The organism is Arthrobacter sp. QXT-31, from assembly GCF_001969265.1.
Lineage (GTDB): Bacteria > Actinomycetota > Actinomycetes > Actinomycetales > Micrococcaceae > Arthrobacter.
In genome coordinates this window covers 3715472-3740763 of record NZ_CP019304.1, presented here as the reverse complement: position 1 = coordinate 3740763, position 25292 = coordinate 3715472, and the positions used below count along the sequence as shown (strand labels likewise).

Annotated in this window: 21 protein-coding genes and 1 pseudogene; 7 read left to right on the top strand and 15 right to left on the bottom strand. The window is 67.5% G+C overall.

The features are described from left to right. Positions 1-12: 12 nt before the first annotated feature. Both BWQ92_RS16990 and BWQ92_RS16985 read right to left on the bottom strand, forming a co-directional pair. Entirely contained in the window at positions 13-1764 is a 1752-nt protein-coding gene (locus BWQ92_RS16990) for a glycerol-3-phosphate dehydrogenase/oxidase (RefSeq protein WP_076801371.1), read from the bottom strand. Positions 1765-1861: 97 nt separating this feature from the next. Further along, complete coding sequence (locus BWQ92_RS16985) at positions 1862-2998, bottom strand: GuaB3 family IMP dehydrogenase-related protein (RefSeq protein ID WP_076801369.1); 1137 nt, start codon at positions 2996-2998, stop codon at positions 1862-1864. A 31-nt stretch (positions 2999-3029) separates the two neighbouring features. On the opposite strand from BWQ92_RS16985, the gene BWQ92_RS16980 reads away from it, so the two are divergent. The 4 genes from BWQ92_RS16980 (at position 3030) to BWQ92_RS23630 (ending at position 5856) form a co-directional block, all read left to right on the top strand. Continuing rightward, positions 3030-3674 (top strand): hypothetical protein, encoded by a 645-nt coding sequence (locus BWQ92_RS16980; RefSeq protein WP_076801367.1) that lies wholly within the window; start codon positions 3030-3032, stop codon positions 3672-3674. 65 nt (positions 3675-3739) lie between these two features. Continuing rightward, positions 3740-4621, top strand: a complete 882-nt coding sequence (locus tag BWQ92_RS16975) for a hypothetical protein (protein ID WP_076801364.1) — start codon at positions 3740-3742, stop codon at positions 4619-4621. Positions 4622-4690: 69 nt separating this feature from the next. Further along, entirely contained in the window at positions 4691-5347 is a 657-nt protein-coding gene (locus BWQ92_RS16970; protein WP_076801361.1) for a hypothetical protein, read from the top strand. Between the two features lie 89 nt (positions 5348-5436). Continuing rightward, a complete protein-coding gene (locus BWQ92_RS23630) occupies positions 5437-5856 on the top strand; it encodes a hypothetical protein (RefSeq protein WP_157365184.1) in 420 nt (139 codons plus the stop codon). A 37-nt stretch (positions 5857-5893) separates the two neighbouring features. Here the strand turns inward: BWQ92_RS23630 and BWQ92_RS16965 are convergent, their stop codons facing one another. From BWQ92_RS16965 to BWQ92_RS16955, 3 genes are all read right to left on the bottom strand, one after another. Beyond that, a complete protein-coding gene (locus BWQ92_RS16965; RefSeq protein ID WP_076801358.1) occupies positions 5894-7753 on the bottom strand; it encodes an ABC transporter ATP-binding protein in 1860 nt (619 codons plus the stop codon). 75 nt (positions 7754-7828) lie between these two features. Then, positions 7829-9340: an IMP dehydrogenase gene (gene guaB, locus BWQ92_RS16960; RefSeq protein ID WP_076801355.1), complete on the bottom strand. Its 1512-nt coding sequence runs from the start codon at positions 9338-9340 to the stop codon at positions 7829-7831. Between the two features lie 238 nt (positions 9341-9578). Then, on the bottom strand, positions 9579-11648 hold the full coding sequence (locus BWQ92_RS16955) for an acyltransferase family protein (protein WP_076801352.1): 2070 nt from the start codon (positions 11646-11648) through the stop codon (positions 9579-9581). Between the two features lie 217 nt (positions 11649-11865). Between BWQ92_RS16955 and BWQ92_RS16950 the strand changes: the two genes are divergently transcribed. Then, on the top strand, positions 11866-12822 hold the full coding sequence (locus BWQ92_RS16950) for a DUF389 domain-containing protein (RefSeq protein WP_083706473.1): 957 nt from the start codon (positions 11866-11868) through the stop codon (positions 12820-12822). A gap of 140 nt (positions 12823-12962) precedes the next feature. On the opposite strand, the gene groL is transcribed toward BWQ92_RS16950, so the two are convergent. From groL to BWQ92_RS16935, 3 genes are all read right to left on the bottom strand, one after another. Further along, positions 12963-14573 carry a chaperonin GroEL gene (groL, locus tag BWQ92_RS16945; RefSeq protein ID WP_076801348.1) on the bottom strand — a complete coding sequence of 537 codons (1611 nt, stop codon included), beginning with the start codon at positions 14571-14573 and terminating at the stop codon, positions 12963-12965. Between the two features lie 84 nt (positions 14574-14657). Further along, on the bottom strand, positions 14658-14951 hold the full coding sequence (gene groES, locus BWQ92_RS16940) for a co-chaperone GroES (RefSeq protein ID WP_003805290.1): 294 nt from the start codon (positions 14949-14951) through the stop codon (positions 14658-14660). 240 nt (positions 14952-15191) lie between these two features. Then, a complete protein-coding gene (locus tag BWQ92_RS16935; RefSeq protein WP_172804301.1) occupies positions 15192-15608 on the bottom strand; it encodes a hypothetical protein in 417 nt (138 codons plus the stop codon). A gap of 54 nt (positions 15609-15662) precedes the next feature. Between BWQ92_RS16935 and BWQ92_RS16930 the strand changes: the two genes are divergently transcribed. After that, entirely contained in the window at positions 15663-16910 is a 1248-nt protein-coding gene (locus BWQ92_RS16930) for a class I SAM-dependent methyltransferase (RefSeq protein WP_076801345.1), read from the top strand. 32 nt (positions 16911-16942) lie between these two features. Here BWQ92_RS16930 and BWQ92_RS16925 read toward each other — a convergent pair whose 3' ends face one another. Next, the gene (locus BWQ92_RS16925) at positions 16943-17770 is read right to left on the bottom strand and encodes a shikimate 5-dehydrogenase (RefSeq protein WP_257787653.1); all 828 of its coding nucleotides are present in this window, start codon (positions 17768-17770) and stop codon (positions 16943-16945) included. A gap of 62 nt (positions 17771-17832) precedes the next feature. Further along, entirely contained in the window at positions 17833-19326 is a 1494-nt protein-coding gene (locus tag BWQ92_RS16920; protein ID WP_236782988.1) for a glycoside hydrolase family 3 N-terminal domain-containing protein, read from the bottom strand. Positions 19327-19727: 401 nt separating this feature from the next. On the opposite strand from BWQ92_RS16920, the gene BWQ92_RS16915 reads away from it, so the two are divergent. Then, positions 19728-20879: a glutamate--cysteine ligase gene (locus BWQ92_RS16915; RefSeq protein WP_076801343.1), complete on the top strand. Its 1152-nt coding sequence runs from the start codon at positions 19728-19730 to the stop codon at positions 20877-20879. 36 nt (positions 20880-20915) lie between these two features. Here BWQ92_RS16915 and tsaD read toward each other — a convergent pair whose 3' ends face one another. The 5 genes and pseudogenes from tsaD to alr form a co-directional block, all read right to left on the bottom strand. Beyond that, positions 20916-22058, bottom strand: coding sequence for a tRNA (adenosine(37)-N6)-threonylcarbamoyltransferase complex transferase subunit TsaD (gene tsaD / locus BWQ92_RS16910; protein ID WP_076801340.1), 1143 nt, complete (start codon positions 22056-22058; stop codon positions 20916-20918). A 137-nt stretch (positions 22059-22195) separates the two neighbouring features. Then, a pseudogene (rimI, locus tag BWQ92_RS16905) lies at positions 22196-22615 on the bottom strand (ribosomal protein S18-alanine N-acetyltransferase); the annotation flags it as partial. A gap of 119 nt (positions 22616-22734) precedes the next feature. Beyond that, positions 22735-23406, bottom strand: coding sequence for a tRNA (adenosine(37)-N6)-threonylcarbamoyltransferase complex dimerization subunit type 1 TsaB (tsaB, locus tag BWQ92_RS16900; RefSeq protein WP_076801338.1), 672 nt, complete (start codon positions 23404-23406; stop codon positions 22735-22737). After that, a complete protein-coding gene (gene tsaE / locus BWQ92_RS16895; protein ID WP_076801335.1) occupies positions 23406-24023 on the bottom strand; it encodes a tRNA (adenosine(37)-N6)-threonylcarbamoyltransferase complex ATPase subunit type 1 TsaE in 618 nt (205 codons plus the stop codon). Before tsaE ends, tsaB begins: the two co-directional genes overlap by 1 nt. Continuing rightward, positions 24020-25288, bottom strand: coding sequence for an alanine racemase (gene alr / locus BWQ92_RS16890; protein WP_076801333.1), 1269 nt, complete (start codon positions 25286-25288; stop codon positions 24020-24022). The genes tsaE and alr overlap by 4 nt, the downstream gene beginning before the upstream one ends. Between the last annotated feature and the right edge of the window lie 4 nt (positions 25289-25292).

Here is a 25292-nt window from a genome sequence, read left to right as displayed (position 1 = left end):
CGGGTTGCGGTCTCAACGCAGCGGGACGATATCCTCCGCGCCCAGCCGGGCAGCGTCCGCCGACTCGTCATCGGGCTGCTGCTGGCTCAGCCGTTCGGCTTCCACCCGCGCCAGGTAATGCTTGATTTCGCTTTCCCGCTGCGCATCGCTCCAGCCAAGAATTTCTCCCATAAGCTTAGCGACTACCGGCACGGCAGACACACCGCGGTCCCAGGCCTCGATGGAGATCCGGGTCCGCCGGGTCAGGACGTCGTGCACGTGCCGGGCGCCCTCATGGGTCGCCGCGTAGACCGCCTCGGCCTGCAGGTAGTCGTCGGCCCCGGGCAGCGGTTCGGCCAGTTCGGGCCGTTCCTGGATGAGCGCCAGCACCTCTGACGCCATGGAGCCGTAACGGTTCAGCAGGTGCTCCACCCGTGCCACGTGCACACCGAATTCCTCGGCTGTCCGGTTGCGGCGGTTCCAGGCGGCCCGGAAACCGCTGGCTCCCAGCAGCGGGATCGTCTCGGTGCAGCTCTGCGGCACGCGCTCGTCCATGCTGCGGGCCGCCTCGTCCACCGCGTCCTTGGCCATGACGCGGTAGGTGGTCCATTTGCCGCCGGCCACCACCACCAGGCCGGGCACGGGATGGGCAACGACATGCTCGCGGGAGAGCTTGGCGGTGGAGTCGCTTTCCCCGGCCAGCAGCGGCCGCAGGCCGGCATAGACGCCCTCCACGTCTTCCCGCGTGAGGGGGCGTTTCAGGACCGTGTTGACGTGCTCCAGCAGGTAATCGATGTCCTTACTGGAAGCCGCGGGGTGGGCCTTGTCCAGATGCCAGTCGGTATCCGTCGTGCCGATGATCCAGTGCCGCCCCCACGGGATGACGAACAGCACGGACTTCTCGGTCCGCAGGATCAGGCCCACAGTCGACTGGAAGCGGTCCCGCGGCACCACCAGGTGGATACCCTTGGACGCGCGCACCTTCAGCTGGCCGCGCTCGGTGACCATGGCCTGCGTTTCGTCGGTCCAGACGCCGGTGGCGTTGATGACCTGCTTCGCCCGGATGTTGAAGCTGGAACCGTCCTCGCGGTTGACCACCTTGGCGCCCACCACACGCTCCCCTTCGCGGAGGAAGTCGACGACGGCGGTCTGGTTGACTGCGTGGGCACCGTAGTAGGCGGCCGTCCGCACCAGGTTGGCTACGTACTTGGCGTCGTCCACTTGGCCGTCGTAGTAGCGGATCGAGCCGACGAAGGCATCGTCCTTCAGGCTTGGGGCGGCGCGCAGGGTGCCGCGCCGCGACAGGTGCTTGTGGAACGGCACGCCGCGCTTGTGCCCGCCGGAGATGGACATGGCGTCGTACAGCGCGATGCCGGCGCCGATATAGGGGCGCTCGACGAAGTGCTTGGTGAGCGGGTACAGGAACGGCACCGGCCGGGCCAGGTGCGGCGCCAGCTCAGAAAGCAGCAGCCCCCGTTCCTGCAGCGCCTCCTTCACGAGTGCGAAGTCGAGCATTTCCAGGTAACGGAGGCCGCCGTGGATGAGTTTGGAGGACCGCGACGACGTCCCCGCGGCCCAGTCGCTGGCTTCCACGATGCCCACGTTCAGGCCGCGGGTCACAGCGTCGAGGGCGACCCCGGTGCCGACGATGCCGCCGCCGACGATGAGGATGTCCAGTTCCTTACCCGGCTCCGCGGATGCCTTCAGCGCAGCCAGCGCGGCTTCCCGCGCCTCGGGCCCCAGGGCGCCCCTGGCAGCCGCCGGACGTTCACCGAAACCGTTCATGACAGGCCTCCATCCTCATCGAACGTTGTAGTTCACCAGAGTACTTCGAACGTCTGCCGATGGGCAGGGCGCGGACTGTGTTGCCGGGGGCCGCGGATCAGTTTCCGCCGTATGGGGAAACCACGACGTCGACCCGCTGGAACTCCTTGAGGTCCGAGTAGCCGGTGGTGGCCATGGAGCGGCGGAGCGCGCCGATCAGGTTGGAGGTCCCGTTGGTGTGGTGGCCCGGGCCGAAGAGCACCTCTTCCAGCGGTCCGACAGTTCCGATGTTGACCCTATCGCCGCGGGGCAGTTCCAGGTGGTGTGCCTCCTGGCCCCAGTGCCAGCCCTTTCCGGGGGCTTCCTCCGCCCGGGCGAGGGCAGTGCCGAGCATGACGGCGTCGGCCCCCATGGCGATGGCCTTGACGATGTCGCCCGAGGAGCCCATGCCGCCGTCGGCGATCACGTGAACGTAGCGTCCGCCGGACTCGTCCATGTAGTCGCGGCGGGCGGCGGCGACATCGGAGATGGCCGAGGCCATGGGCGAGTGGATGCCCAGGGCGCGGCGCGTGGTGGTGGTGGCTCCGCCGCCGAAGCCGACGAGGACGCCGGCCGCGCCGGTGCGCATGAGGTGCAGGGCGGGGGTGTAGCCGGCGGCGCCGCCCACGATGACGGGGACGTCGAGTTCGTAGATGAACTGCTTGAGGTTCAGCGGTTCATGGTCCTTGGAGACGTGCTCGGCGGAAACCGTGGTTCCGCGGATCACAAAGATGTCGACGCCGGCGGCCACCACAGTCTTGTAGTGCTCCTGGGTGCGCTGCGGGGTGAGGGCTCCGGCCACGGTGATGCCTGCCGCGCGGATTTCGGCCAGCCGCGAGGTGATCAGTTCGGGCTGGATCGGTGCCTGGTAGAGCTGCTGCATCCGGCGTGTGACGGCCGGGCTGTTGGTTTCATCAGCGAGCGCGCCGATCTCGTCCAGGACCGGCTGCGGGTCCTCATAGCGGGTCCAGAGGCCTTCGAGGTCCAGGACACCCAGGCCGCCGAGCTTGCCGAGCGCGATCGCGGTCGCCGGGGACATGGCGGAGTCCATCGGTGCGGCGATGACGGGCATGTCGAACTTGTAGGCATCGATCTGCCACGAGACGGAGACGTCCTTGGGGTCACGGGTGCGACGGTTGGGGACGATCGCAATGTCATCCAGGGAGTAGGCACGACGCCCACGCTTGCCACGGCCAATCTCAATCTCGTAAGTCACTGCTCTAGGTTATCCCAGCTAGAGTGGCTGGATGGGCAGCCGGTGGGTCTTCGACGGCCACATTGCGGGCATCGGAACCGGTACCGGCCTGCGCGCGGTGACGGGGCTCTGGCAGGAGTCGCCCTTCGGTCCGTTTGCAGACGTCATGGTCCAGCTGCCGTCGGGGCGGCGGCTGCTGCTGGCACCGAGGGAGGACGTGGCTGAGTTCATTGCCGCCACCTACCGCTTCGAGGAGGTTCGCGTCGTGGACGTCGCTGCCGTCCTGGCCGGGCAGGCGTTGACCGTCGACGCCGGGCCTTTGGTGATTCGGGCGGGCATCGGCGGCAGGGCCCTCCTTGGTGCACTGCTGCGCACTGTTCCCCGCCCGCTTGCCGTTCACACCCGCTGGCTCTCCGCAGTCAGCCCGCTCGTGGCTGCGGCCAGCACCGGAACCCGGACCTTCGGCACGGCGGGCAACGGCAGGCTGGAGTATTACGGTGTGAGCGACCTGCACAACATCAGCTCCGCCGTCGTCAGATGGGAAGGCAAGGACGCCGGACCCCTGTCCCCCATCAGCCCTCCTGTGACGTTCGGCTCCAGCAGCGTTCCGCCACGGCCGAGCCTCGCCCGGGTCCGGACCACCGTGGTGGAAAGCCCTGCGGCCGGGGACAACTCCCCATCGAAGCCTGCCCGATGATGCGATAGTTTTGTGCACTGTCCTGCCCGCCGCCGGCGGCAAGCAACAATCTATTGGGGGAATCAATGGCGTCTGGCATCTACGGTGCTGACATCGAGCAGCTTCGCGCCCTGTCCAAATCGATGGGCCAGTCCAGGCAGCGTCTTCAGAACGTGGAGTCCGCCGTGAATTCCCTTGTGCAGTCAGCCGCGTGGAAGGGCGCCGACGGGGACAAATTCCGGAATGCCTGGACCTCGTCCCTGCGTCCGATGCTGAGCAAGGCGACGGAGTCCTTGGAGCATCAATCCAAGTCGCTGCTGACGCAAGCGGCAGAACAGGAAAAGGCAAGCAGTGACGGCGGCGTGAATACGTCCTCCACGACGGGAATATCAGTCCAGGCGTCCACGCGCAAAAGCAGGAATTGGGGCGACGCATTTACCGATCCGAACTATGAACATGCGCCCTCAGGAGTGGAATGGCTGCTGGAAAAGTTCGGAGCCGAGGACGGAAATGCCGCTTCCGACATCGCCAGTGCGATTCAGTTCGTGGCGGACAAGTTCAGCTGGACCACTGACCTTGGCCAAATCGAAAAGGGAGTCAGCAAGTTTTTTGACTTCATGAGGCCCGTCGGCAAAGTGCTGGGCGTGCTGGGTACCGCTGTGGGTGCCCTGGATATACTCTCCGGAGTCGAGGGCAAGGACCCGTTCAGAATAGCCGACGGCTTCATTGGCGCCGGCCTCTCCGTAGCGGCCATTGCGGCCACTGGAACCATCTTCGGAGCACCGGCCGGCATAGTGCTGGGCGGAGTCGCGCTCGGCTGGGGACTGCTGGGCATGATGTCCGGCGACGTTCCGGTCACCAAAAGAATCTGGGACTTCGGCGCAGGGGTGGTTGGCGGCGTCAGGACTATGGCGGGCGCCGCCAAGGATGCGGTGGGATGGGTGGGCGGTAAGCTCGGATTCGGCTAGGGACCAACCTGCACACCCGGAACCCCGAATCCCGAATCCCGAATCCCGAATCCCGAATGACACTAGGAAATGATGATCGACTCCGCCACGCCTGCAGCGGCATACCGAATGACCAGTCACGAGATCCTGGCGCTGCTCGCTTTCGATCCAGGCGCCGGAACCGCCCTGACGCGCCGAGTGCTTGGCCTCGCCGAACTCGCAGACGATCACGACTTGGTGCGGGCAGGCATCGGCACTCTGAACATCCGGGACACGGCGGAAGTTAAAGGTGAAGAAGTGGCCCTTCTGGCCGAGGCGAAAATTCTCGCCCGCATCTTTGCAACGTCTTCCGAGTGGTTTGATGTCACCCGGATCGGGTCAGCCACCGTGTCTCCCAGCTACTTGGTGGATTCCCCGGCTGGCCGCGTTGCCATCTTCCTCCGGCCACTGAGCGAATATTTCTGTCTTCCGCTTCGGGATGATGTTGACCTTTTGGATATCGTGCAGATGACAGTGGATGAGGCAGCAGGGGTTCTGAGCGAGGAGGGCGGAGGCATGATCAGCTCGCGTCGGTACAGCGTCAACGCAGTCACTCCCACGATTGCCAATATAAAGGTGCTTGAGGCTGGCTCTCTGCAACTTGCGTCTGCCCCGTTGGACGAAAATGGGCAACTTCGTGTCCGCGACCTGCAAGACGGGGAGCAGCCCGGCCTGACGGTCCGCCGGCTGTTTGCTGCGGCGTCATGAAGGACTTGGCTACGCCCAGTACTGCTGACTCGAGACCGTATGCATTGGGATATGCGCATCGCCGCGCCCGTGTTTTCTGGTTCTGGTGGATGGGTATGGTCTTTGCCCTTCCAGGTGTTGCGCAGGCGGCCGCTTTGGCAGCCACAGGACAGAATCCGGAGAACGGCCTCGTGCTCACGGGCTTGGGGCTGGGGATATCCGGGGTTGGCTGGTTAATTGCCATCGGTCCACGGTTTACACGCACGTCACCGCGGCCGGCCGGTGACGTCGCCCGCGCCGAACAGTATGTCCGCATTGTTCCGGGTGTCGCCATAGCCTCGGTGCTCGCCATGTTTGTGATCGTAACGGCATTGATGTTCGCTACACCGCGAGGAACATCCCCGGAGGTACTGCCCATCCTGGCGTTCCTTGCTTCATTTCCGCTTCCCGTTGCGGCAGGAATGCTCTATTCAAGGCATTTGCACCGCGACCGCGACCGCCTGTACGCAGCTTGGCTTGGCCGCCATTAGCTAGGAACGCTGATCCCTCGGGACAAGCGTGGTGACGTCAGATCCCGCCGGCTTCCTCGACGCTGAGCTGGGACTCGAACATCCGGAAGTAGCGGCCGCGCAGGGCCACCAGTTCCCGGTGCGTGCCCTGTTCCACGATCCGGCCCTCCTCCAGCATGTACACGATGTCCGCCTTTTCGATCGTGGCAAGCCGGTGGCTGATGGCGATGATGGTGCTGCTCCGCTCGGCGAACAGCCGGGTGAAGATCCGGTGCTCGGCCAGCGCGTCGATGGCCGAGGTGGGCTCGTCCATGACCATGAAGGAAGCGTTGCGGTAGAAGTTCCGGGCCATGGCGAGCCGCTGCCACTGCCCGCCGCTGAGTCCGCTCCCCTTGCGGCCCCGAGGATCCTCCATCCAGTTGCTGACGTGGTTGTCCAGGCCGTTGGGCAGTTTGTTGATGAAGTCCAGGGCCTCAGCATCGGCAGCGGCGTTCCGGATCCGTCCGTCGTCGCGCGGCGAATCGACATCGCCGAAGAGTATGTTTTCGGCTGCTGTCGCGAACTCGTACTTAAGGAACTCCTGGCTCAGGACCGCCAGGTGGCGGTGCCAGGAGGTGACGTCGACGGCGGCGAGGTCGACGCCGTCGAGCATCACCTGGCCGGAATCCGGCCGGTAGAGTCCGGCCAGGATGCGGATCAGGGTGGACTTGCCGGCGCCATTTTCCCCCACGATGGCGATATGCTGGCCGGCGTGGATGGTCATGGAGATGCCCTTGATGACCTCGAGATCGCTGCCCGTGTACGTGAAGCGGATATCTCTTAGCTCAACGGTCTTTGGCGCCTCCAGCAGCGGCGGTGCGTGGCTCGAATGGACAGGCAGCGCCATGAACAGCTCGTAGTCCTTGAGGTTGGCCAGGTCCTCGTCGATGGAGCTGAGCGAGGACACCAGGCCGTTCGCCGTGGACAGCGCTCTGCTGACGATCTGCTGGACGTAGAGGAACTGCCCCACCGGCTGGGCGCGGGCGATGATCTGGCCGACCACCCAGATGAGCGAGACCACCTCCGCGGCGTACTGCACGGCGTCGGCGGCGAGCTGCTTGGGGATGTACCGCTTCTGGAAATCCAGCCTGCGCTTCTCGTCGGCGTCCCGGAGCCGGGAGCGGAAGTCCATGAGGTACCGGACGATCCCGTACAGGCGCATCTCGGCGATGTGCTGCGGGCGGAGCAGGTTGGTCTCGATCATCCGCCGCTGCCGCCGTGAATCCACCTGGGTGTTCCAGTGTGCAATCTGCTCACGGGACAGCTTGAACTGCAGGTAGACGCTGGGGACGATCGCGACCAGCACGATCACGGCAATCCACCAGCTCACCAGCAGCAGCGCGCCGACGGCCAGGACCACCGACACCAACTGCGTGAAGATGGCCGCGATCCGGTCCAGGACCCTGGCGTAGGAGTCGGAGAACCGTTTGGCGCGGTCGTAGAGGTCTACGGTTTCCTTGTCGTCATACCGCCAGAAATCCAGCGCAAGGAACCGCTCATACATCAGGTCGCCCACGATGGCCCCCACCCGGAAGCTCATGACCTGCTGGATGTAGCGGTCCACGCTGCTGAACGCGCCCCAGAACAGGCCCAGCGCAGCGGTGATGATGACGTACACGACGGCCTGCTGCCCGGCGCCGGCGTCCCCGTTGTAGGCGGCCGCCAGCGCAGTGGTGGTCAGGCCGGCAAAGTACGTGGTGACCAGCGGCAGCACCGCGGAGATCAGTGATCCGGCCACCTTCATGAGCACGGCACCCGGCGACGCGCGGAAACTGACGCGCAGCACCTGTGCCACGGCACGGGCATAAGGCTTCAGTGCCAGCCGCCGCTGGGGTTCCCTTTTAGGGTTCAGTTCGGCGGGGTGGCGTGGTTGGGACATGGCTCCAGCCTAGCCCCGCGGGAAACGCAGAGAGGGCTCGCCGGGACGTCGGCAAGCCCTCTCACCGGCCAGTGGCTAGCGGGAACCGTAGTTCGGCGCCTCGACCGTCATCTGGATGTCGTGCGGGTGCGACTCCTTCAGCCCGGCCGGGGTGATCCGGACGAACTTGCCGCGCGCCTTCAGATCAGCAATGGTCGGAGCGCCGGTGTAGAACATCGTCTGGCGGAGCCCGCCCACCAGTTGGTACGCCACCGAGGCCAGCGGGCCGCGGTACGCCACGCGGCCTTCGATGCCCTCGGGGATGAGCTTGTCATCGCCGGAGACGTCGGCCTGGAAGTAGCGGTCCTTGGAGTAGGACGTGTTCTTGCCGCGGGACTGCATGGCGCCGAGGGAGCCCATGCCGCGGTAGCTCTTGAACTGCTTGCCGTTCACGAAGATGAGCTCGCCCGGGGATTCGTCACAGCCGGCCAGCAGGGAACCGAGCATCACGGTGTCGGCGCCGGCAACCAGCGCCTTGCCGATGTCGCCGGAGTACTGCAGGCCGCCGTCGGCGATCAGCGGAACTCCTGCCGGAATGGCGGCCTTGGCCGATTCGTAGATGGCGGTGATCTGCGGAACGCCCACACCGGCCACCACGCGGGTGGTGCAGATGGAGCCCGGACCCACGCCCACCTTGATGCCGTCGGCGCCGGCGTCGATCAGGGCCTGGGCACCTTCGCGGGTGGCAGCCTGGCCGCCGATGATGTCCACGTGCGCCGCCACCGGATCGGACTTGAGGCGGCGGATCATGTCCAGCACGCCCTGTGAGTGGCCGTTGGCGGTGTCAACGAAGAGGGCGTCGACGCCGGCGTCGATCAGTTTCATGGCGCGTTCCCAGCCGTCACCGAAGAAGCCGATGGCGGCACCGACGCGGAGCCGGCCCTCATCGTCCTTGGTGGCCAGCGGGTACTGCTCAGCCTTGGTGAAGTCCTTGGTGGTGATGAGGCCCTTCAGGCGGCCCTGTTCGTCCACAAGCGGGAGCTTCTCGATCTTGTTGGTGGCCAGCTTGTGCGAGGCTTCCTCGCGGCTGATGCCCACATGGCCGGTGACGAGCGGCATCTTGGTCATGACGTCGCTGACCAGCCGGATCGGGTAGTCGGATTCCGGCACGAAGCGCGTATCGCGGTTGGTGACGATGCCGAGGAGCCGGTTGCCGTCGTCGACCACGGGCAGGCCGGAGACGCGGTAACGGGCGCACAGCTCGTCGAGTTCCTGCAGCGTGGCCTCGGGGCCGATGGTGAGCGGGTTGGTGATCATGCCCGACTCGCTGCGCTTGACGCGGTCCACCTGGTCGGCCTGGTCGTCGATCGCGAGGTTGCGGTGGACGACGCCGAGGCCGCCCTGGCGTGCCATGGCGATGGCCATGCGGGATTCGGTGACGGTGTCCATGGCCGCGGACAGCAGCGGCGTCTGGACGGTGATGCGCTTGGAGATCCGGGACGACGTGTCGGCCTCGGAGGGGATCACGTCGGTATGGCCGGGAAGCAGCAGGACGTCGTCGTACGTCAGGCCGATGAAGCCGAAGGGGTCGTGCTCGGGCTGGGTCATGAGTGCGCCTCTTACCTTGGTTTACAGGTTCACGGGTAGGGGTTGCAGCCGATGACCAGCCCGTCATTACGGGACTGGCCTGTGCAGGGTTGGCCCTGTGCTGGTTAAAGCGGGGCCAGGAGGTGGTTCTGGAGGAATTGAATTAATACTAGAACCTTGGCGGCGATCCCCATATTCCATCCCGGCTTTGTGAGCAAGGGCACCCCCAACCGCTGGGCGCAGGCCCGCCAAACGCTCCCTACTTCCACCCCGTGGCAGCCAGCAGCCGCTTCTCGAACATCGGAATCATCGACTGGACGTAGGTCTTGGTGAGGTGGTTGTCGTCCTTGTAGACGTAGACGTTGCCCACCACGGCCGGGCAGATGCCGCCGGCGCAGATGAAGTCGCTCATGTCCATCAGGTAGAGTCCCTTCACCTTGCCCCGGTACGCGTCCAGCGGCGACTTCGCGGCAAGCGATTCGCCCAGCGGCGGGTTGCACTCCGGCGCGTCGGTGCCGTACTTCTGGACGCACTCGGGCATGTTGATGGTAAACCGGGGGTTGTCCCGGACGCCCACCACGTCGATCCCGGCGTCGGTGAACGGTTTGATGCCTTCCAGGTAGGCGGGAACCTCGGTTTCAAACGGGGCTTCCTTGTGCGTGAGGGATGCCACGGTGAACACCGCATCCGGCTTGTGCTCCATCACGTACGCGGCGCTGGCCTTGTTGAAGGCGTTGCAATCTGCGTCGCGCTCCGGCGATTCGGCACCGAACCGGCAGTTGCCCTTCAGGAGGGTGACGACCTCCCAGCCGTGGTCCCTGGCGATCGGCCCGAGCGCGGCCATGTACTGCTGGGCGTGGGAATCGCCGAGCACCACGACCCGCTTGGTGACCTTGGCCGGTTTGCTGTTCTGGAGGCAGCCGTTGAGCAGCGGGTCGCTGGGGACGTTGTCGCCGGTGCACAGCCCGTCGATGTCCGCCCACTCGTTCTTCATGGCGGCCGGGGCGGGAATGACGGTGGCCTCCGGCGTCGGCTTGCCGGCGTTCTCAGGTGCCAGCGCGGCGGCACCGGGGGTCAGTTCGCGCGGCTGCGCCGCCGCTGCCGCCTCGTCGGCAGTCAGTTTGGTCTGCCACAGCGCCACCGGCCCTGCCAGCAGGGCACCGCAGGCAACAATGACGACGGCGGTGCGCCAGGCGCGCAACTGCGGCCAGTGCCATTCGCGCAGGGGCTTTTCGACGAACCGGGTGGTGAGCACGGCCAGCACCACGGAGCAGGCCACGATGACCAGGCCCTGGAACAGGTTGGGCGCCGAGATGCCGCTGCCGGCCAGCGCCAGCACCAGGACCGGCCAGTGCCAGAGGTACAGGGCGTAGGAGTTGTCACCCAGGGCCACCAGCGGCTTCGAGGAGAGGATCCGGTCCACGCCGAACCGGCTGCCGCTTTGGCCGGCAACGATGATGGCAGCCGCGGCCAGCGTGGGCCACAGCGCGACGAAGCCCGGGAACGACCGGTCCACGGTGAGCAGCAGGCCGCAGGAAATCATGGCGGCGAGCCCGGCCCAGCCCAGCACCACACGCAGCACCTTGCCCGGCTTCACGTACGGCAGCACCAGGGCCAGCAGTGATCCCAGTGCGAATTCCCACAGCCGGGTCCGGGTGTCGAAGTAGGCGTAGGCCTGGTTGGTGGCCGTCTGGTCGATCGAGAACACCAGCGACGCGATGAAGATGCCGCCGAAGGCAACCATCAGGACAGTCCGGTAGCTGACGGCACGGCGGCGCTGCACGAGACGCCACACCAGGGCGGAGCCGGCGAAGACGAGGGGCCAGAGGATGAAGACCTGACCTTGGATGGACAGTGACCAGAAGTGCTGGAGCGGGCTGGCGCCGGAGTGGTCCTGCGCGTAGTAGTCCACGGCCGTGTTGGCCAGCAGCCAGTTTTGGCCGTAGAGCAGGGATGCCCAGGCCTCGTTGAGAACGTCCGGCCAGCGGCTCTGCGGCAAGACCAGCCAGGTGCCGGCCAGCACGCCCAGGATCACGACGACGGCGGCCGGGATCAGCCGCTTGAAGAGGTGCAGCCAGTGGTTCACGAGGCGCAGTGGCGTGCCCTTCTCCACCTTGCGGACGAAGGACAGGGTCAGCAGGAACGCCGAGATCAGCAGGAAGATGTCCACGCCGCCGGAAACCCGGCCAAGCCACACGTGGTAGGTGACCACCATGAGCACCGCCAGGGCACGCAGGCCCTGCACCTCGGGCCGGTAGCCCGGCTTTGCCTTCAGCCGGGCAGCGCGCGGCTCATGGTTTTCTTTTCCTGCCGGCTCCTCGCGCGGCATGCTTTTCAGCGGGTCCGTCGTTCTCGCTTCTGGCACAGATAACCCCTCAAACGGCAGCACAAAGTACCCATGTTACCGATTCGTGATATTCGAGACGAATCAAACGCGCCTGGTGTGATTGGCGTCTCAGCCTGGCCGGGTCCGGCTTTTTAGGCGTTGTAGAGTCGGCCTCACAGGAGTTTCGGCGTGACGATGGGAGTGTCCGGTGATCGTGCAGATGCGGATTTGCGTCCCGGCAGAACTGACGGGCCTCGTAGCCGAACAGTGCGAACAGCAGCCCGGCACCGCGGAGGTGGCGGTGCATGCGGGGGCCTCGGTCCATCCCAGGGGAGACGTCGTGGTGGCGTACATCGCACGGGAATCGGTGGAGGAACTGCTGGAAAAGCTCCATGTCCTGAAGATCGAAAGTCTCGGGTCCATTGCCGTGTCCGCCCCGGAGTTCGTCCTCTCAGACCGGGCTGACAGGGCCGAGGAGACCGCCCCGGGGGAAGGTGCCGACACGGTCATCTGGGAGGAGGTATCGCGGCAGACCGGCGAGGAGTCGCGGCTCAGCTGGACCTTCCTGGCGTTCCTCGTGCTGGCCACCCTGCTGGCCGCCATCGGCATCGTTACCGATTCGACCATCGCCATCGTCGGCGCCATGGCCGTGGGGCCCGAGTTCGGGCCGCTTGCTGCCCTGGCTGTCGCCGTGGTGCGCGGCAACTGGAGGCTCGGCGGGCGCGCGTCGCTGGCCCTCGGCCTGGGCTTCCCGACGGCGATGCTCACCACCGCGCTGATCACCTGGCTTGCACTGCCCGCCAACCTGTTCCCCCGGGACGTGCTGGACCGCGCCTCCGCTGCGGAGTTCATCTACCACCCCGGACCGTTTTCCCTGGTCGTGGCCGTCCTCGCCGGCGGCGCCGGGATGCTGTCGGTCATCAGCGGGCGCTCGGCCGCCCTGATCGGGGTCTTTATTTCGGTGACCACCGTCCCCGCGGCCGGTTTCGTCGCCGTGGCACTGGTCCTGGGCGAATTCAACAAGGCGGCCGGTTCTGCCCTGCAGCTGCTCGTGAACCTCGGCGGCATCGTGGCAGCCGCCGTCGCGGTCCTGTACTTCCACCGGCTGGTCACCAGGCGGCTTTCCGACGGCGCGGCGCTACGGCTTCGGCGGCAGGCCCTCCGCGCCCGGCGCTAGGATCAGCGCGCTGCGCTGGACGCGCTGCGATAAACCGGGCTAACGGGCTCAGGCAATCAGGTCCCTGCAACACCAAGGGACCCGGCCCAGCGTCAGCTGGACCGGGCCCCCTTTCGGAAACCGCGGGTGCGGGCAGCAGCCTAGTGGCTGTGGCCTGCGTGCTCGTCTTCCTCGGCCGGCTTGTCGGCCACAAGGGTCTCGGTGGTGGGCACCAGCGCAGCGATGGAGGCTGCGTTGCGCAGGGCTGCGCGGGTGACCTTGACGGGGTCGATGACGCCCGCTGCGATCAGGTCCTCGTACTCACCGGACTTGGCGTTGAAGCCGTGGTTGTTGTCCTGCTCGGCAACCCGTGCGGTCACAACGTAGCCGTCGTGGCCGGCGTTCTGGGCGATCCAGCGCAGCGGCTGGACCAGCGCACGGCGGACGATGCCGACGGCGGCAGCCGCGTCACCTTCGAGCGCCGTGACGGCCGGGTCCTCGTCGAGTGCCTTCAGCGCGTGGATCAGGGCGGAACCGCCACCGGCCACGATGCCTTCTTCAAGGGCGGCGCGGGTAGAGGACACTGCATCTTCGATGCGGTGCTTCTTTTCCTTCAGCTCAACCTCGGTGGCTGCGCCGACCTTGATCACGCCGATGCCGCCGGCCAGCTTGGCCAGGCGTTCCTGCAGCTTTTCCCGGTCCCAGTCGGAATCGGTGCGGGCCAGCTCGGCGCGCAGCTGCGCAACGCGTGCGGACACGTCTTCAGCCGAACCTGCGCCGTCAACAATCGTGGTGTTGTCCTTCGTCACCGTGATGCGGCGGGCGGTACCCAGCACCTCGAGGCCAACGGTGTCCAGGCTCAGGCCGAGTTCCGGGGAGACAACCTGCGCACCGGTGAGGGTGGCGATGTCCTGCAGCATGGCCTTGCGGCGGTCGCCGAAGCCCGGGGCCTTGACCGCCACGACGTTCAGGGTGCCGCGGATGCGGTTGACGATCAGCGTGGACAGGGCCTCGCCGTCGACGTCCTCGGCAATGATGAACAGGGGCTTGGACGCCTGCAGGGCCTTTTCCAGCAGCGGCAGGAATTCCTGCAGCGAGGAGATCTTGCCCTGGTTGATCAGGATAAGGGCGTCCTCGAGGACGGCTTCCTGGCGGTCCGCGTCGGTGATGAAGTACGGGGACAGGTAGCCCTTGTCGAACTGCATGCCTTCGGTGAGGGCCAGCTCGGTCTGCGTGGTGGAGGATTCCTCGATGGTGATCACACCATCCTTGCCAACCTTGCCGAATGCCTCGGCGAGCAGCTCGCCAACCTCTTCGCTCTGGGCGGAGATGGCGGCAACGTTGGCCACCTGCGTGCCTTCGACGGGACGGGCGTTCTCCAGCAGGCGCGCAGCGATGGCCTCCACGGAGACCTCGATGCCGCGCTTGATCTGGCCCGGAGCGGCGCCGGCGGCTACGTTGCGCAGGCCTTCCTTGACCAGTGCCTGGGCGAGCACGGTGGCGGTGGTGGTGCCGTCACCGGCGACGTCGTTCGTCTTGGTGGCGACTTCCTTGGCCAGCTGGGCGCCAAGGTTCTCGTACGGGTCGTCCAGCTCGACTTCCCGGGCGATGGTCACGCCGTCGTTGGTGATGGTGGGGGCGCCCCACTTCTTGTCCAGCACGACGTTGCGGCCGCGGGGACCAAGCGTCACCTTAACCGTGTTGGCGAGCTTGTCGATGCCGGCTTCAAGCGACCGGCGGGCAGCGTCGTTAAACGCAAGCTGCTTTGCCATGGTTTGTCCTTTCAAGACAGAACCCCGTGCAGCCGCCCGGTCAGAAAAAATCAGACGCGGGCAGCGGCACGGGGACCCAAAGAGTTACTTAACGACGATCGCCAGAACGTCGCGGGCGGAGAGCACGAGGTACTCGGTGCCGCCGGTCTTGACTTCGGTTCCGCCGTACTTGGAGTAGATGACGACGTCGCCAACGGCTACGTCCACCGGCACGCGGTTGCCGTCTTCGAAGCGGCCGGGGCCCACTGCTACAACTTCGCCTTCCTGCGGCTTCTCCTGTGCGGAGTCCGGGATAACCAGGCCGGAAGCGGTGGTCTGCTCGGCTTCGAGCGGGCGGACAACAATGCGATCCTCAAGAGGCTTAATAGAGACCGACACTCGGACCTCTCCTTTTCGTCAAAATTCATGGACAGTAAAAACTGTTGCGCCGTGGCGGCAGACCGTCGTCGCGGTGCCGGCAGCAGCCAGGCTGGCAGCTCTTCGTGTATTAGCACCCGCCTAGGGAGAGTGCTAATGATGACTCTATGTAAGGGGTTAGCACTCGGTCAAGGCGAGTGCCAGAAATTCACCTGACGTAACCCACGCTGCCCCGGCCCGTAACCGTTCCGGCTGCGGAAGTCAGCGGCCGGCGAGGTCGTCGAACCCCAGGTCCTCGCCGCCGTCGGCGTCTCCTGTCTTCCGCTGCTCGCGGACCAGGACGGCGGCGGACGCCGCGGCGGTCAGGACCGACACAATCAGCACCACGATGCCGCCTATACGCGCGCCCAGATACAGATCGCGGATCTGCCGGGCTTCCTCGGTGGCGTCGCTGATGTCCTTGCCGCCCACTGAATAGACGGTGGCGTTGAAGGAGTCCAGCAGGAAAATGATCACCAGCAGGACAAGGCAGACGACGGCGACCACAGCGCCGGCGATCAGCGCCGGGCGCGCATACCGGACCAGGCGGCCATGCTGCTCCGGCACCGGATCAGGGTTGTTGCTTTCGGGCTGACCTGAACCGGACTGACCTGGGGCGGGCGTTTCGCTGGATTCCATTCAGACCACCCTATCGGGAACAGCCGGGGCGGCCGCTCCACTAGGCTTGATCCCATGTCTGAAGCACCGCAGGACCAGATCGCCCCGCTCCTCACAGAAGAAGGATGGGAGCTGCTGGCCTCGCTCGGGCCCTACCGGGAAGACGATTCCTTCACCCTCACAGCAAACCTCCGCAAGGCCGGCCACTCCCCCGAACTCGTGTCCGCCGTCCTGACCCAGTCACGGCTCCGGACCAAGGCCGAGGCCAAGTTCGGCGAATTCGCCCGGCAGATGCTCTTCACCCAGGCCGGCCTGGAGCAGGCCACCCGGCTCAACGTCGCGGCCCGGCATGCGCAGCGCTTTGCCCAGGCCGGCGTCCGGCACGTCGCCGACCTCGGCTGCGGCCTCGGCTCCGATGCCATGGCCCTGGCGTCGCTGGACATCGCCGTGACCGCCGTGGAGGTCGACGAGACCACCGCCGCCTGCGCCACCATCAACCTGATCCCCTTTCCGCACGCCAGGGTGGTCCATTCGGACGCGACGTCGGTGGAGCTGGAGGACGGGGCCGGCGTCTGGCTGGACCCGGCCCGCCGCACCACCACCACGTCCGGCACCAAGCGGATCTGGGATCCCGAGGCCTTCTCTCCGCCGCTGTCCTTCGTGGAGTCGCTCGCCGCTGCAGGGCGCGCCGTCGGCGTCAAGATGGGCCCCGGCATGCCACATGAATCGGTGCCTGCCGGCTGCGAGGCGCAGTGGGTCTCCGTGGGCGGGGACGTCACGGAAGTCACGCTGTGGTTCAACGCCGTGGCCCGTCCCGGCGTCCGCCGCGCCGCCCTGGTCATCGGGCCGGACGGCGCCGCGGAAATGACCAGCGGCGAGGGGTTCGGCGCCGGACCCGTAGCCCCCGTCGGCCCGGTGGAGGGCTACCTGTACGAGCCGGACGGCGCGGTCATCCGGGCCGGTCTCGTGGCCGACCTCGCCCTGGAACTGGGCGGGCATCTCGTGGACGAACACATTGCCTACATCTGCGGCCCGGAGCTGGTGGACACGCCGTTCGCGCGGGCTTACCGGGTCCTGGAGGTCATGCCGTTCAACGTCAAGGCCCTCAAGGGCTGGGTCCGGGACAACGGCGTCGGCGTGCTGGACATCAAGAAGCGCGGCACCTCCGTCACCCCGGAGGAGCTGCGCAAGCAGCTGCTGCCGGCGGGCAAGGGCGCCGGCAAAGGCGGTAAAGCCGAAGGCAAAACCGCCAAGAAGACAGCCACCCTGGTCCTCACCCGGATCGGGGAGGAAAGAGTGGCTGTCTCCGTGGAGCCCGTGTAAGTACGGGGACCACTACCTCCTGCGCCTGCTAACTACTGCGCGCGCACGAACGCCTCGGCGTCCCGGACCTGCTGCTCCGTGGGCCGGATGCCCGTGTACAGCACAAACTGCTCCAGCGCCTGGATGGTGGCCACCTCCGCACCGGTGATGACCTGCTTTCCGGCCGCCCGCCCCGCCTTGATGAGGGGCGTTTCCGGGGGCAGCGCCACGACGTCGAAGACAACCTTGGCGGCCTCGATGGTTTCGGCGGGAAAGGACAGCGCGTCCGCTTCGGGTCCCCCGGCCATTCCCACGGGCGTGACGTTGATGATCATGTCCGCCGTCGCCTCCGCGCCGGTGCCGAGTTCGGCGCGCCAGGCGAAGCCGTAGAGATCGGCGAGCGCCCGGCCGGCGGCTTCGTTGCGGGCGATGATGGTGACGTCCTTGAAGCCCGCGTCACGCAGCGCCGCGGCCGTGGCCTTGGCCATGCCGCCGGCGCCTTTGAGCAGCACCGACGACCCGACGGGCACGGCGTTGCTCTGCAGCAGCTGCTCGATCGCCGTGTAGTCGGTGTTGTAGGCGGTCAGCCGCCCGCCATCGTTGACGATGGTGTTGACGGAATCGATCGCCTTCGCGGACGGGTCCATGGCATCCACCAGGGCGATGACGTCCTCCTTGTAGGGCATGGAGACGGCGCAGCCCCGGATCCCCAGGCCGCGGACGCCCGCGATCGCCTGGGCCAGGTCAGTGGGCGCGAAGGCCTTGTAGATCCAGTTCAGGCCCAGCTGGTCGTACAGGTGGTTGTGGAAGCGGGTCCCGTTGTTGCTCGGCCGGGCCGAGAGGGAGATGCACAGGGTCATGTCTTTGTTCAGAATCGGCACCCCTCCATTAAAGCCCGTGCATTAAACGGCGGGCACGCCCGTGTTACCTGCAACCGGCGCCATTACCTGCAGCCGGTGCCCGCCCGGTAGGATCCGACGGCGGCCGGCAGCTTTCCAGGGGCGCCGGCCTTGCCCGCCAGGACGGCCAGCAGTGCTTTGTACGCCCCCGGCGAGCGGCCGAAGAGTGCGATCTTGGTGGGCGCAGCGGACTGCGCCAGCGGCCACGGCGCGTCCAGGGCCACCGCGAGGTCGCTTTTCACCGGCCCGCCCCCGTACCCGATCAGCGTGACCAGCGGCCCCCTCCCCAGCGCGATTCCCGCGTCCTTCGCCGCCGCGGCGAAGCGGGCCCGGTCCACTGGCGTGCCGCCTGCCACCCGGACGCTGCCGGACACGGACGCGCCCTTGCACCGGCCTGCCACCACCGTGATGGCCCGGGCCGAAATCTTCGCGGACAGGGCTTCGCCGCTCCCCGGGGCTGCCGGGGGCCTGGGCTTCGCTGTCCGTCCGCGCCAGACCATCATGGTGACCACCCGGCGGGCGGCCTCCTCGAGGCGCTGCAGCGGGAGCTTTCCCCCGGCGACGGCCCGGACGACGGCGGCATGTGCGGCGGCCGCGTCCGCCGGCATCAGCAGCAGGTCCGCCCCCGCCGCCAGCGCGGCAGGGGCTGCGGACCCGTGCGGATACCGGCCGGTTACCGCGCCCATGTTCAGCCCGTCCGTGACAGCAACGCCTTTGAAGCCCAGCCCGCGAAGTGCCGAGTACGTCGCCTTCGACAGGGATGCGGGCACTCCCGGCTCCAGCGCCCGGACGGCGATGTGCCCGGTCATGATCATGGGAGCCCCTGCCTTGACCGCGGACTGGAACGGCTTCCAGTCCCGCGCCTTCAGCTCCGGGAGGGTGGCGTTCTGGACCGGGAGGGCCTTATGGGAATCGGTGGTCACCGAGCCGTGCCCCGGAAAGTGCTTGACGGCGGGCAGCACGCCGCCGGCCAGCATGCCCTTGGTGAAGCCGGCACTCAGCGATGCCGCGGCGCGGGGGTCGGCGGACATGGACCGCGCTCCGATGGTGGGATCGGCGGGGCCGATCGTGATGTCGGCGGTTGGCGCGAAGTCCACGGTGAAACCCAACGGCGCCAGTTCCGCCGCCAGCCCGGTGCCGGCCTCAGCGGCCAGGGGCACGCTGCCCGCCGCGCCGTAGCTCATGGGAGCGGGCCAGCGCGTGAGCGGAGCGCCGATGCGGCTCACCGCTCCGCCTTCCTGGTCGACGCCGATGAGGCCGGGCCAGGTGCGGCCGCCGGCGCGGGCCGCCTTGTCCAGCCGGCCCGTCACGCCGGCCAGTGCCCGGACGTCCACCAGGCCGGTGGCGGTTCCTGGTACGTTGTCGGCCATGATCATGGAGCCGGCCAGGTGGAGGCGTTCCACCTGGGCGGCCTGGGCCTCGTGGTCCAGGCCGGTGTAGAAGGGGAGGATCACCTGCCCGGCCTTCTGTTCCAGGGTCATTTTTGCCACTGCCGCTGCGGCGGCATCGGCGTCCCGCTGCTGCGGGCCCCAGCCCAAAGCCGCAGTTTCCCTGGGTGCAGGCGCAGCCGTCGGTGGGGCCGGGCTGCGCGTGCCTGTCTCCGGTGGGGCTGTCTGGGGCGCCCTGGGTGAGCCGGAAGCGGAAGCCGCGGGCGCCGTCGTCGTGCTTTGTTCCGGCTGGGGTGCCGGCGGCGCCGTGCAGGAGGCGACGGCGAACAGCGCCGCGAGCGCTGACGCAGTCCGGACGCCTGCAACGCCGGGAAGTTTTCTGGGGGTTTGGGGGCGGCCGGTTTTGTGAACACTCTCACTCGCCCTGTGTAGCCAAGCCATCACTCCGATGCTACCCCTGCACTAGACTTGAGTGACCGTTCCCCTGCCAGCTGTTCGCCAGGAACGGACGGCGGACCATCGGCAATTGCCACCAAAACAGTGAGGGACACATGAAGATTGATTTCGCTTCATCCAGGCAATCAACTCTTGGTGTGGAATGGGAACTCGCGCTGGTGGATGCGCAGACCGGCGAACTTTCGTCCGTGGCCAACGAGGTCCTGCGCGGGGTCGCAGCACGGCATCCCGAACTGAACGAGGATGACGAGCACCCCCACATCAAGCAGGAGCTGCTCCTGAACACCGTGGAGCTCGTGACCGGCATCTGCGAGACCGCTGCGGAGGCGAAGGAAGACCTCGCCCGCTCCCTGGCCGCCCTCCGTGAAGTCACGGACCCCATGGGCGTGGAAGTGTTCTGCGCCGGGAGCCATCCGTTCAGCCCGCCGCAGCTGCAGCCGGTCACGGACAAGGAGCGCTACGCCAAGCTGATCGACCGCACGCAGTGGTGGGGCCGCCAGATGGTGATCTACGGGGTGCATGTCCACGTTGGCCTGGACCGGCGCAGCAAGGTCCTCCCTGTGCTGGACGGCCTGGTCAATTACTTCCCTCATTTCCAGGCCCTCTCCGCGTCAAGCCCGTTCTGGGGCGGCGAAGACACCGGCTACGCATCGCAGCGGGCGCTCATGTTCCAGCAGCTGCCCACGGCGGGACTGCCCTTCCAGTTCCCCAGCTGGGAAGAATACGAGTCCTACGTCCAGGACATGTTCACCACCGGCGTGATCGACACCATCTCCGAGATCCGCTGGGACATCCGCCCCGTGCCCGCCCTGGGCACCATCGAGATGCGCATCTGCGACGGCCTGGCCACGCTCGAGGAAGTAGGCGCCGTCGCAGCCCTCACCCAGTGCCTGGTGCATGAGTTCTCCGGCATCCTCGACGCCGGCGGCAGCATTCCCACCATGCCGCCGTGGCACGTCCAGGAGAACAAGTGGCGGGCTGCCCGCTACGGCATGGATGCGATCATCATCCTCGACGCCGAGGGCAACGAGCAGCTCGTCACCGACCACCTGCTGGAGACGCTGAACCGTCTCGAGCCGATCGCCGCCAAACTGCGCTGCTCGGATGAGCTGGCCGACGTCGAAAAGATCATCAGCCGCGGCGCCGGATACCAGCGCCAGCGGCGCGTGGCCGCCGAAAGCGGCGGCAACCTCCAGGCCGTGGTCCTCGACCTCGTCAAGCAGATGCGGAACGGCCCGACGGCGTAAGGGCCCGCCTCCGCGGATGAGGGGCGCCGCCTGGTCTTAAGCGCTCGCGCCGGCGCGGGCTGTGTTCGTGGCTGGCGCTGACACCGTGGTCACGGGCATCGACGAGTCCGGCGCGAAGCCGATGCCGCTGGGGTCGATACCCGCCATGACCAGCTGGGCGCCGAGCGCTGCCACCATGGCGCCGTTGTCCGTGCACAGGTCCAGCGGCGGGACGTGCAGCGTGATGCCGGCGGCCGAGCAGCGCTGTTCGGTCAGCTGCCGCAGCCTCGAATTGGCGGCCACTCCCCCGCCCAGCAGCAGCTCGGTGATGCCACGCTCGCGGCAGGCCAGGACGGCCTTCGAGGTGATGACATCCACCACGGCTTCCTGGAACGCGGCAGCGATGTCCGCCACCGGCACGGGTTCGCCGGCGGCTTCGAACTGCTCCACGCACCGCGCCACCGCGGTCTTCAGGCCGCTGAAGGACCAGTCGTACCGGTGCCGGCCCGGTTCCTCGGCGGTGCCCATGTACTTGGGCTGCGTCAGTCCCCGCGGGAACCGGATGGCTTTGGCGTTTCCTTTCCGCGCCAGCCGGTCGATGGCGGGGCCACCGGGATAGCCCAGGCCCAGGATCCGGGCCACCTTGTCGTAGGCCTCGCCGGCGGCGTCATCGATAGTTGAACCGAGCAGTTCGACGTCGTCCGTGATGCTGCGGATGCGCAGGATCTCGGTGTGGCCGCCGGAAACCAGCAGGGCGCCCAGGTTTTCAGGCAGGACCGGGTTTGCCGGGTTCCTGCCCGCGTTTGCCGTCCTGTTGCCCGGGTTCAGCAGGCCGACCCCCACGTGGGCCACCAGGTGGTTGATGGCATACAGCGGCTTGCCCGTGGCAACGGCGAGCGCCTTCGCTGCGCACACGCCGACCATCAGCGCGCCGGCCAGTCCCGGACCGGACGTCACCGCGATGGCGTCGATCTCGTCCAGCGTCACGTCCGCCTCGGCCAGCGCTGCCTGGAGTGCAGGAACGAACGCATCCAGGTGGGCACGGGAGGCGATCTCCGGAATCACGCCGCCGAACCGTACATGCTCCTCCATGGACGAGGACACCGTGTTGGTCAGCAGGTCGGTGCCGCGCACGATGCCGACGCCTGTTTCGTCGCACGAGGACTCGATGCCGAGTACCAGCGGCTGTGAGCGGTTCATTTCTGGTCTGCCTCCGTCGGAGCGGTTGCGCCGGCGCTGCCGGCTTCGTCAGTCTGCACGGGCTGGGGATCGTGCAGGGTGTCCTGGTGCACTATTTCCTCTTGCACAATTTCATGGTGCAGCGTGAGCACGTCCTCCAGCTGCAGCCGCATGATCAGGGCATCGACGCCGTCGCGGTAGTACCGCTTCCGCACGTGGATCTGCTCAAAGCCGAAGCGGACGTACAGCTGCTGGGCGCGCGGGTTGTCCGCGCGGACCTCGAGCAGGATGTCCGCTGCGCCGCGGCGGCGCCCCTCGGCGATCAGGTCGGTGAGGAGCGCTGTGCCGATGCCCCTGCCCTCATATTCGGGCACGACGGCGATGGTCTGGACGTCCGCTATCGGCTCGACGCACATGAGTCCCGCGTAGCCGACGATGCCGTCCGGCCCCTCGGCCACGAGGTACCTGCGGGTCTCCGGCTGCACCAGTTCATCCCAGAACATCTGCAGCGGCCACGCGTCCACCGGGAACAGCCGGACCTCCAGCTCGTGGACGGCGGGGATGTCGCCGGGAAGCATGTCCCTGACGGTCACGCCTGAGTCCAGCTGGCGCGGCAGGACGGGAGCGTTGCCGGGTGTGGGGTCGCCCGGCGTCGGGTCGCCGGGTGTCGGACTTCCGGATGAATCAGGCAGCAGGTTCACAGGGCACGCTTCCGGGGGCCGGGGACCTGGGCGTCGGACTCACGGAGGTACAGCGGCGTGGAGTCCAGGAGCTGCTCCCCCGCCGCGAGCCGCGCCAGCGCGAACTGTCCCAGGTACAGGGCGTCAGGCTGTTCGGTGCTGAAGTCCGGATCCGCCCGGACATCCCCAGGGTAGAGGCCCGCGCCTGCGCCGTAGGCCGGCAGGCCGGGAAGGTCCGCGGCAAAACCAACGTGCGGCCCGTCCGTGAGCGTTGGCAGCTGGCCCGCGGCCAGGGTGTAGCGCGCCCAGTAGACCTCTTTGCGCCGGGCGTCGGTGGCCACGAGGAACTCGGCCGGCGCGTCGGTGGACTCCGCAACTTCCAGGGCGACGGCGTCGAGGCTCATCATGCCGTGCAGCGGGGCGTTCCAGACAAACGCGAGGGTACGCGACGTCGCGATGCCGGACCGGAGGCCGGTGAAGGGGCCCGGCCCCACGCCCACGACGATCGCGTCGATGTCGGCCCCGGTCACTCCGGCGTCCGCCAGCAGCCGCTCGATTCCGGGCGCGAGGACCTCGGCGTGGCTTCTGGTGTCTTCGGTGGAGAAGCTGCCCACCACGCCTTCCAGCGCATCATCGGACACCAGCGCGGCGCTGGCCACGGCGGACGTGTCAATAGCGAGAATGAGCATCAGGAGATTCCTTCCGCCGCCAGAACCGGCTGTTCGGCCCAGCGCGGCCCAAAGCCGCGGATGATGATGGTGCGGGCCTCGTCGTCGTCCTCCGACTCGAAGTCCAGGGCGCCGTTCCCGGTCTGGTGGGCAGGGGCGGCGCCGCCCAGCTGGCGGTGCAGTTCCACCTCGAGCCGGCTCTCCGTCAGGTGCTCCACGCGGTCACGGCCCCACTCCACCACGGTCACGGCCGAGTCAAGCGTGTTCTCCAGGTCGATGTCATCAATTTCCGCTGCAGATCCAAGACGGTAGGCGTCCACGTGCACCAGGTCCGGCCCGCCCGGCCGTGGCCCCTCGGGAAGGTTCGGGTGGATGCGCACCAGCACGAAGGTCGGGGAAATGATGCCCTCGCGGACGCCCAGGCCCTCACCGAGGCCCTGAGTGAAGGTCGTCTTGCCGGCGCCCAGTTCGCCGGTAAGCACCAGCAGGTCCCCCGCCCGGAGCACCCCAGCCAGAGCCGCGCCGAGCGCATGGGTCTGGTCCGCCGTCGTAACCGTCAGGGTCTGGACCCACAGCGGAGCGCCGCCGCTCTCCTTACCGCCGGTTTCCGGAACACCGCCGGTTTCCGGAACACTCATGGCGCCGGCGCTTCGGTTGCGGCCGCTCCGCTGTCCCGCGCTTCGCTCACGGGCGATTCGTTGATGAAGGTGCGGGGAACGCGGGGGCTGATGCGGGTGACGATCTCGTAGTTGTTGGTGCCGGCCGCGCGGGCCCAGTCATCGGCCGTCGGGCCGCCGTCGGAGCCGTCGCCGAACAGGACTGCCTCGGCGCCGAGGACGGTGTGGCCGCCCCGGGTCACGTCCAGCGGGCCCAGGTCGATCACCATCTGGTCCATGGCGATCCGTCCCACCACGGGGTAGGTGACGCCCTCCACGCGGACAGGGCCTCCGGTGGCGACGCGGGGCACGCCGTCGGCATAGCCAAGCGGGATGAGCCCCAGCGTGCTCTCGCCGGAGGTGTGGTAGTTGAAGCCATAGGAGACGCCCTGGCCGGAGTGCACGTCCTTGCAGTGGGAAACGACGGTGCGCAGGGTCATGGCGGGCCGAAGACCCAGTTCCGCGGACGTCTGCCCCTCGAACGGCGAGAGTCCGTAGATCCCCAGCCCCACGCGGACCAGGTCAAAGTGTGTGTCCGGCCGGGACAGCGTGGCCGGGGTGTTGGCCAGGTGGCGCACTTCGGGGTCCACGCCGGCGTCCTCGGCGATAGCCAGCACCTCACGGAACGCGGCGAGCTGGTCGTCGGTTTCGGGGCGCTCGGGCTCATCGGCGACGGCGAGATGGGAGAAGATCCCCACCACGCGCAGCAGCCCCTGGTCCTGGTATTCCACCGCTTCGCCCACCAGCCGGTCCCATACCTCCACCGTGGCGCCGTTGCGGCCGAGTCCCGTGTCCACCTTGAGGTGGACGCGTGCCGGGCGTTCCTGCTCCCGGGCAGCGGCCACAATCCGGTCCAGCTCCCAGCCGGAGCAGCCGATATCAATCCCTGCGGCCACCGCCGCGCCGAAGTTGCTTTCGGGGGTGTGCAGCCAGGCGAGCAGGGGCGCTTCGATGCCCGCCGCGCGCAGTGCCAGCGCCTCGGAGATGTGGGCGACACCCAGCCAGCTGGCGCCGGCCTCAAGGGCAGCGCGGGCCACCGGCACGGCACCGTGCCCGTACGCGTCGGCCTTGACCACCGCCATCACCTTGGCCGGCTCCGCGGCTGCGGCGAGCCGCCGGACATTGTGCCGGATGGCCTCAAGGTCTATCACGGCGGAGCGTTCATGGGCCGGCCGGGCGGAACCGTCGAACGTGCCGCGCGGGCCCGTTACTGCCGGGCGGTCTCCTGTTGCTGCTGGATAAATCACTCTA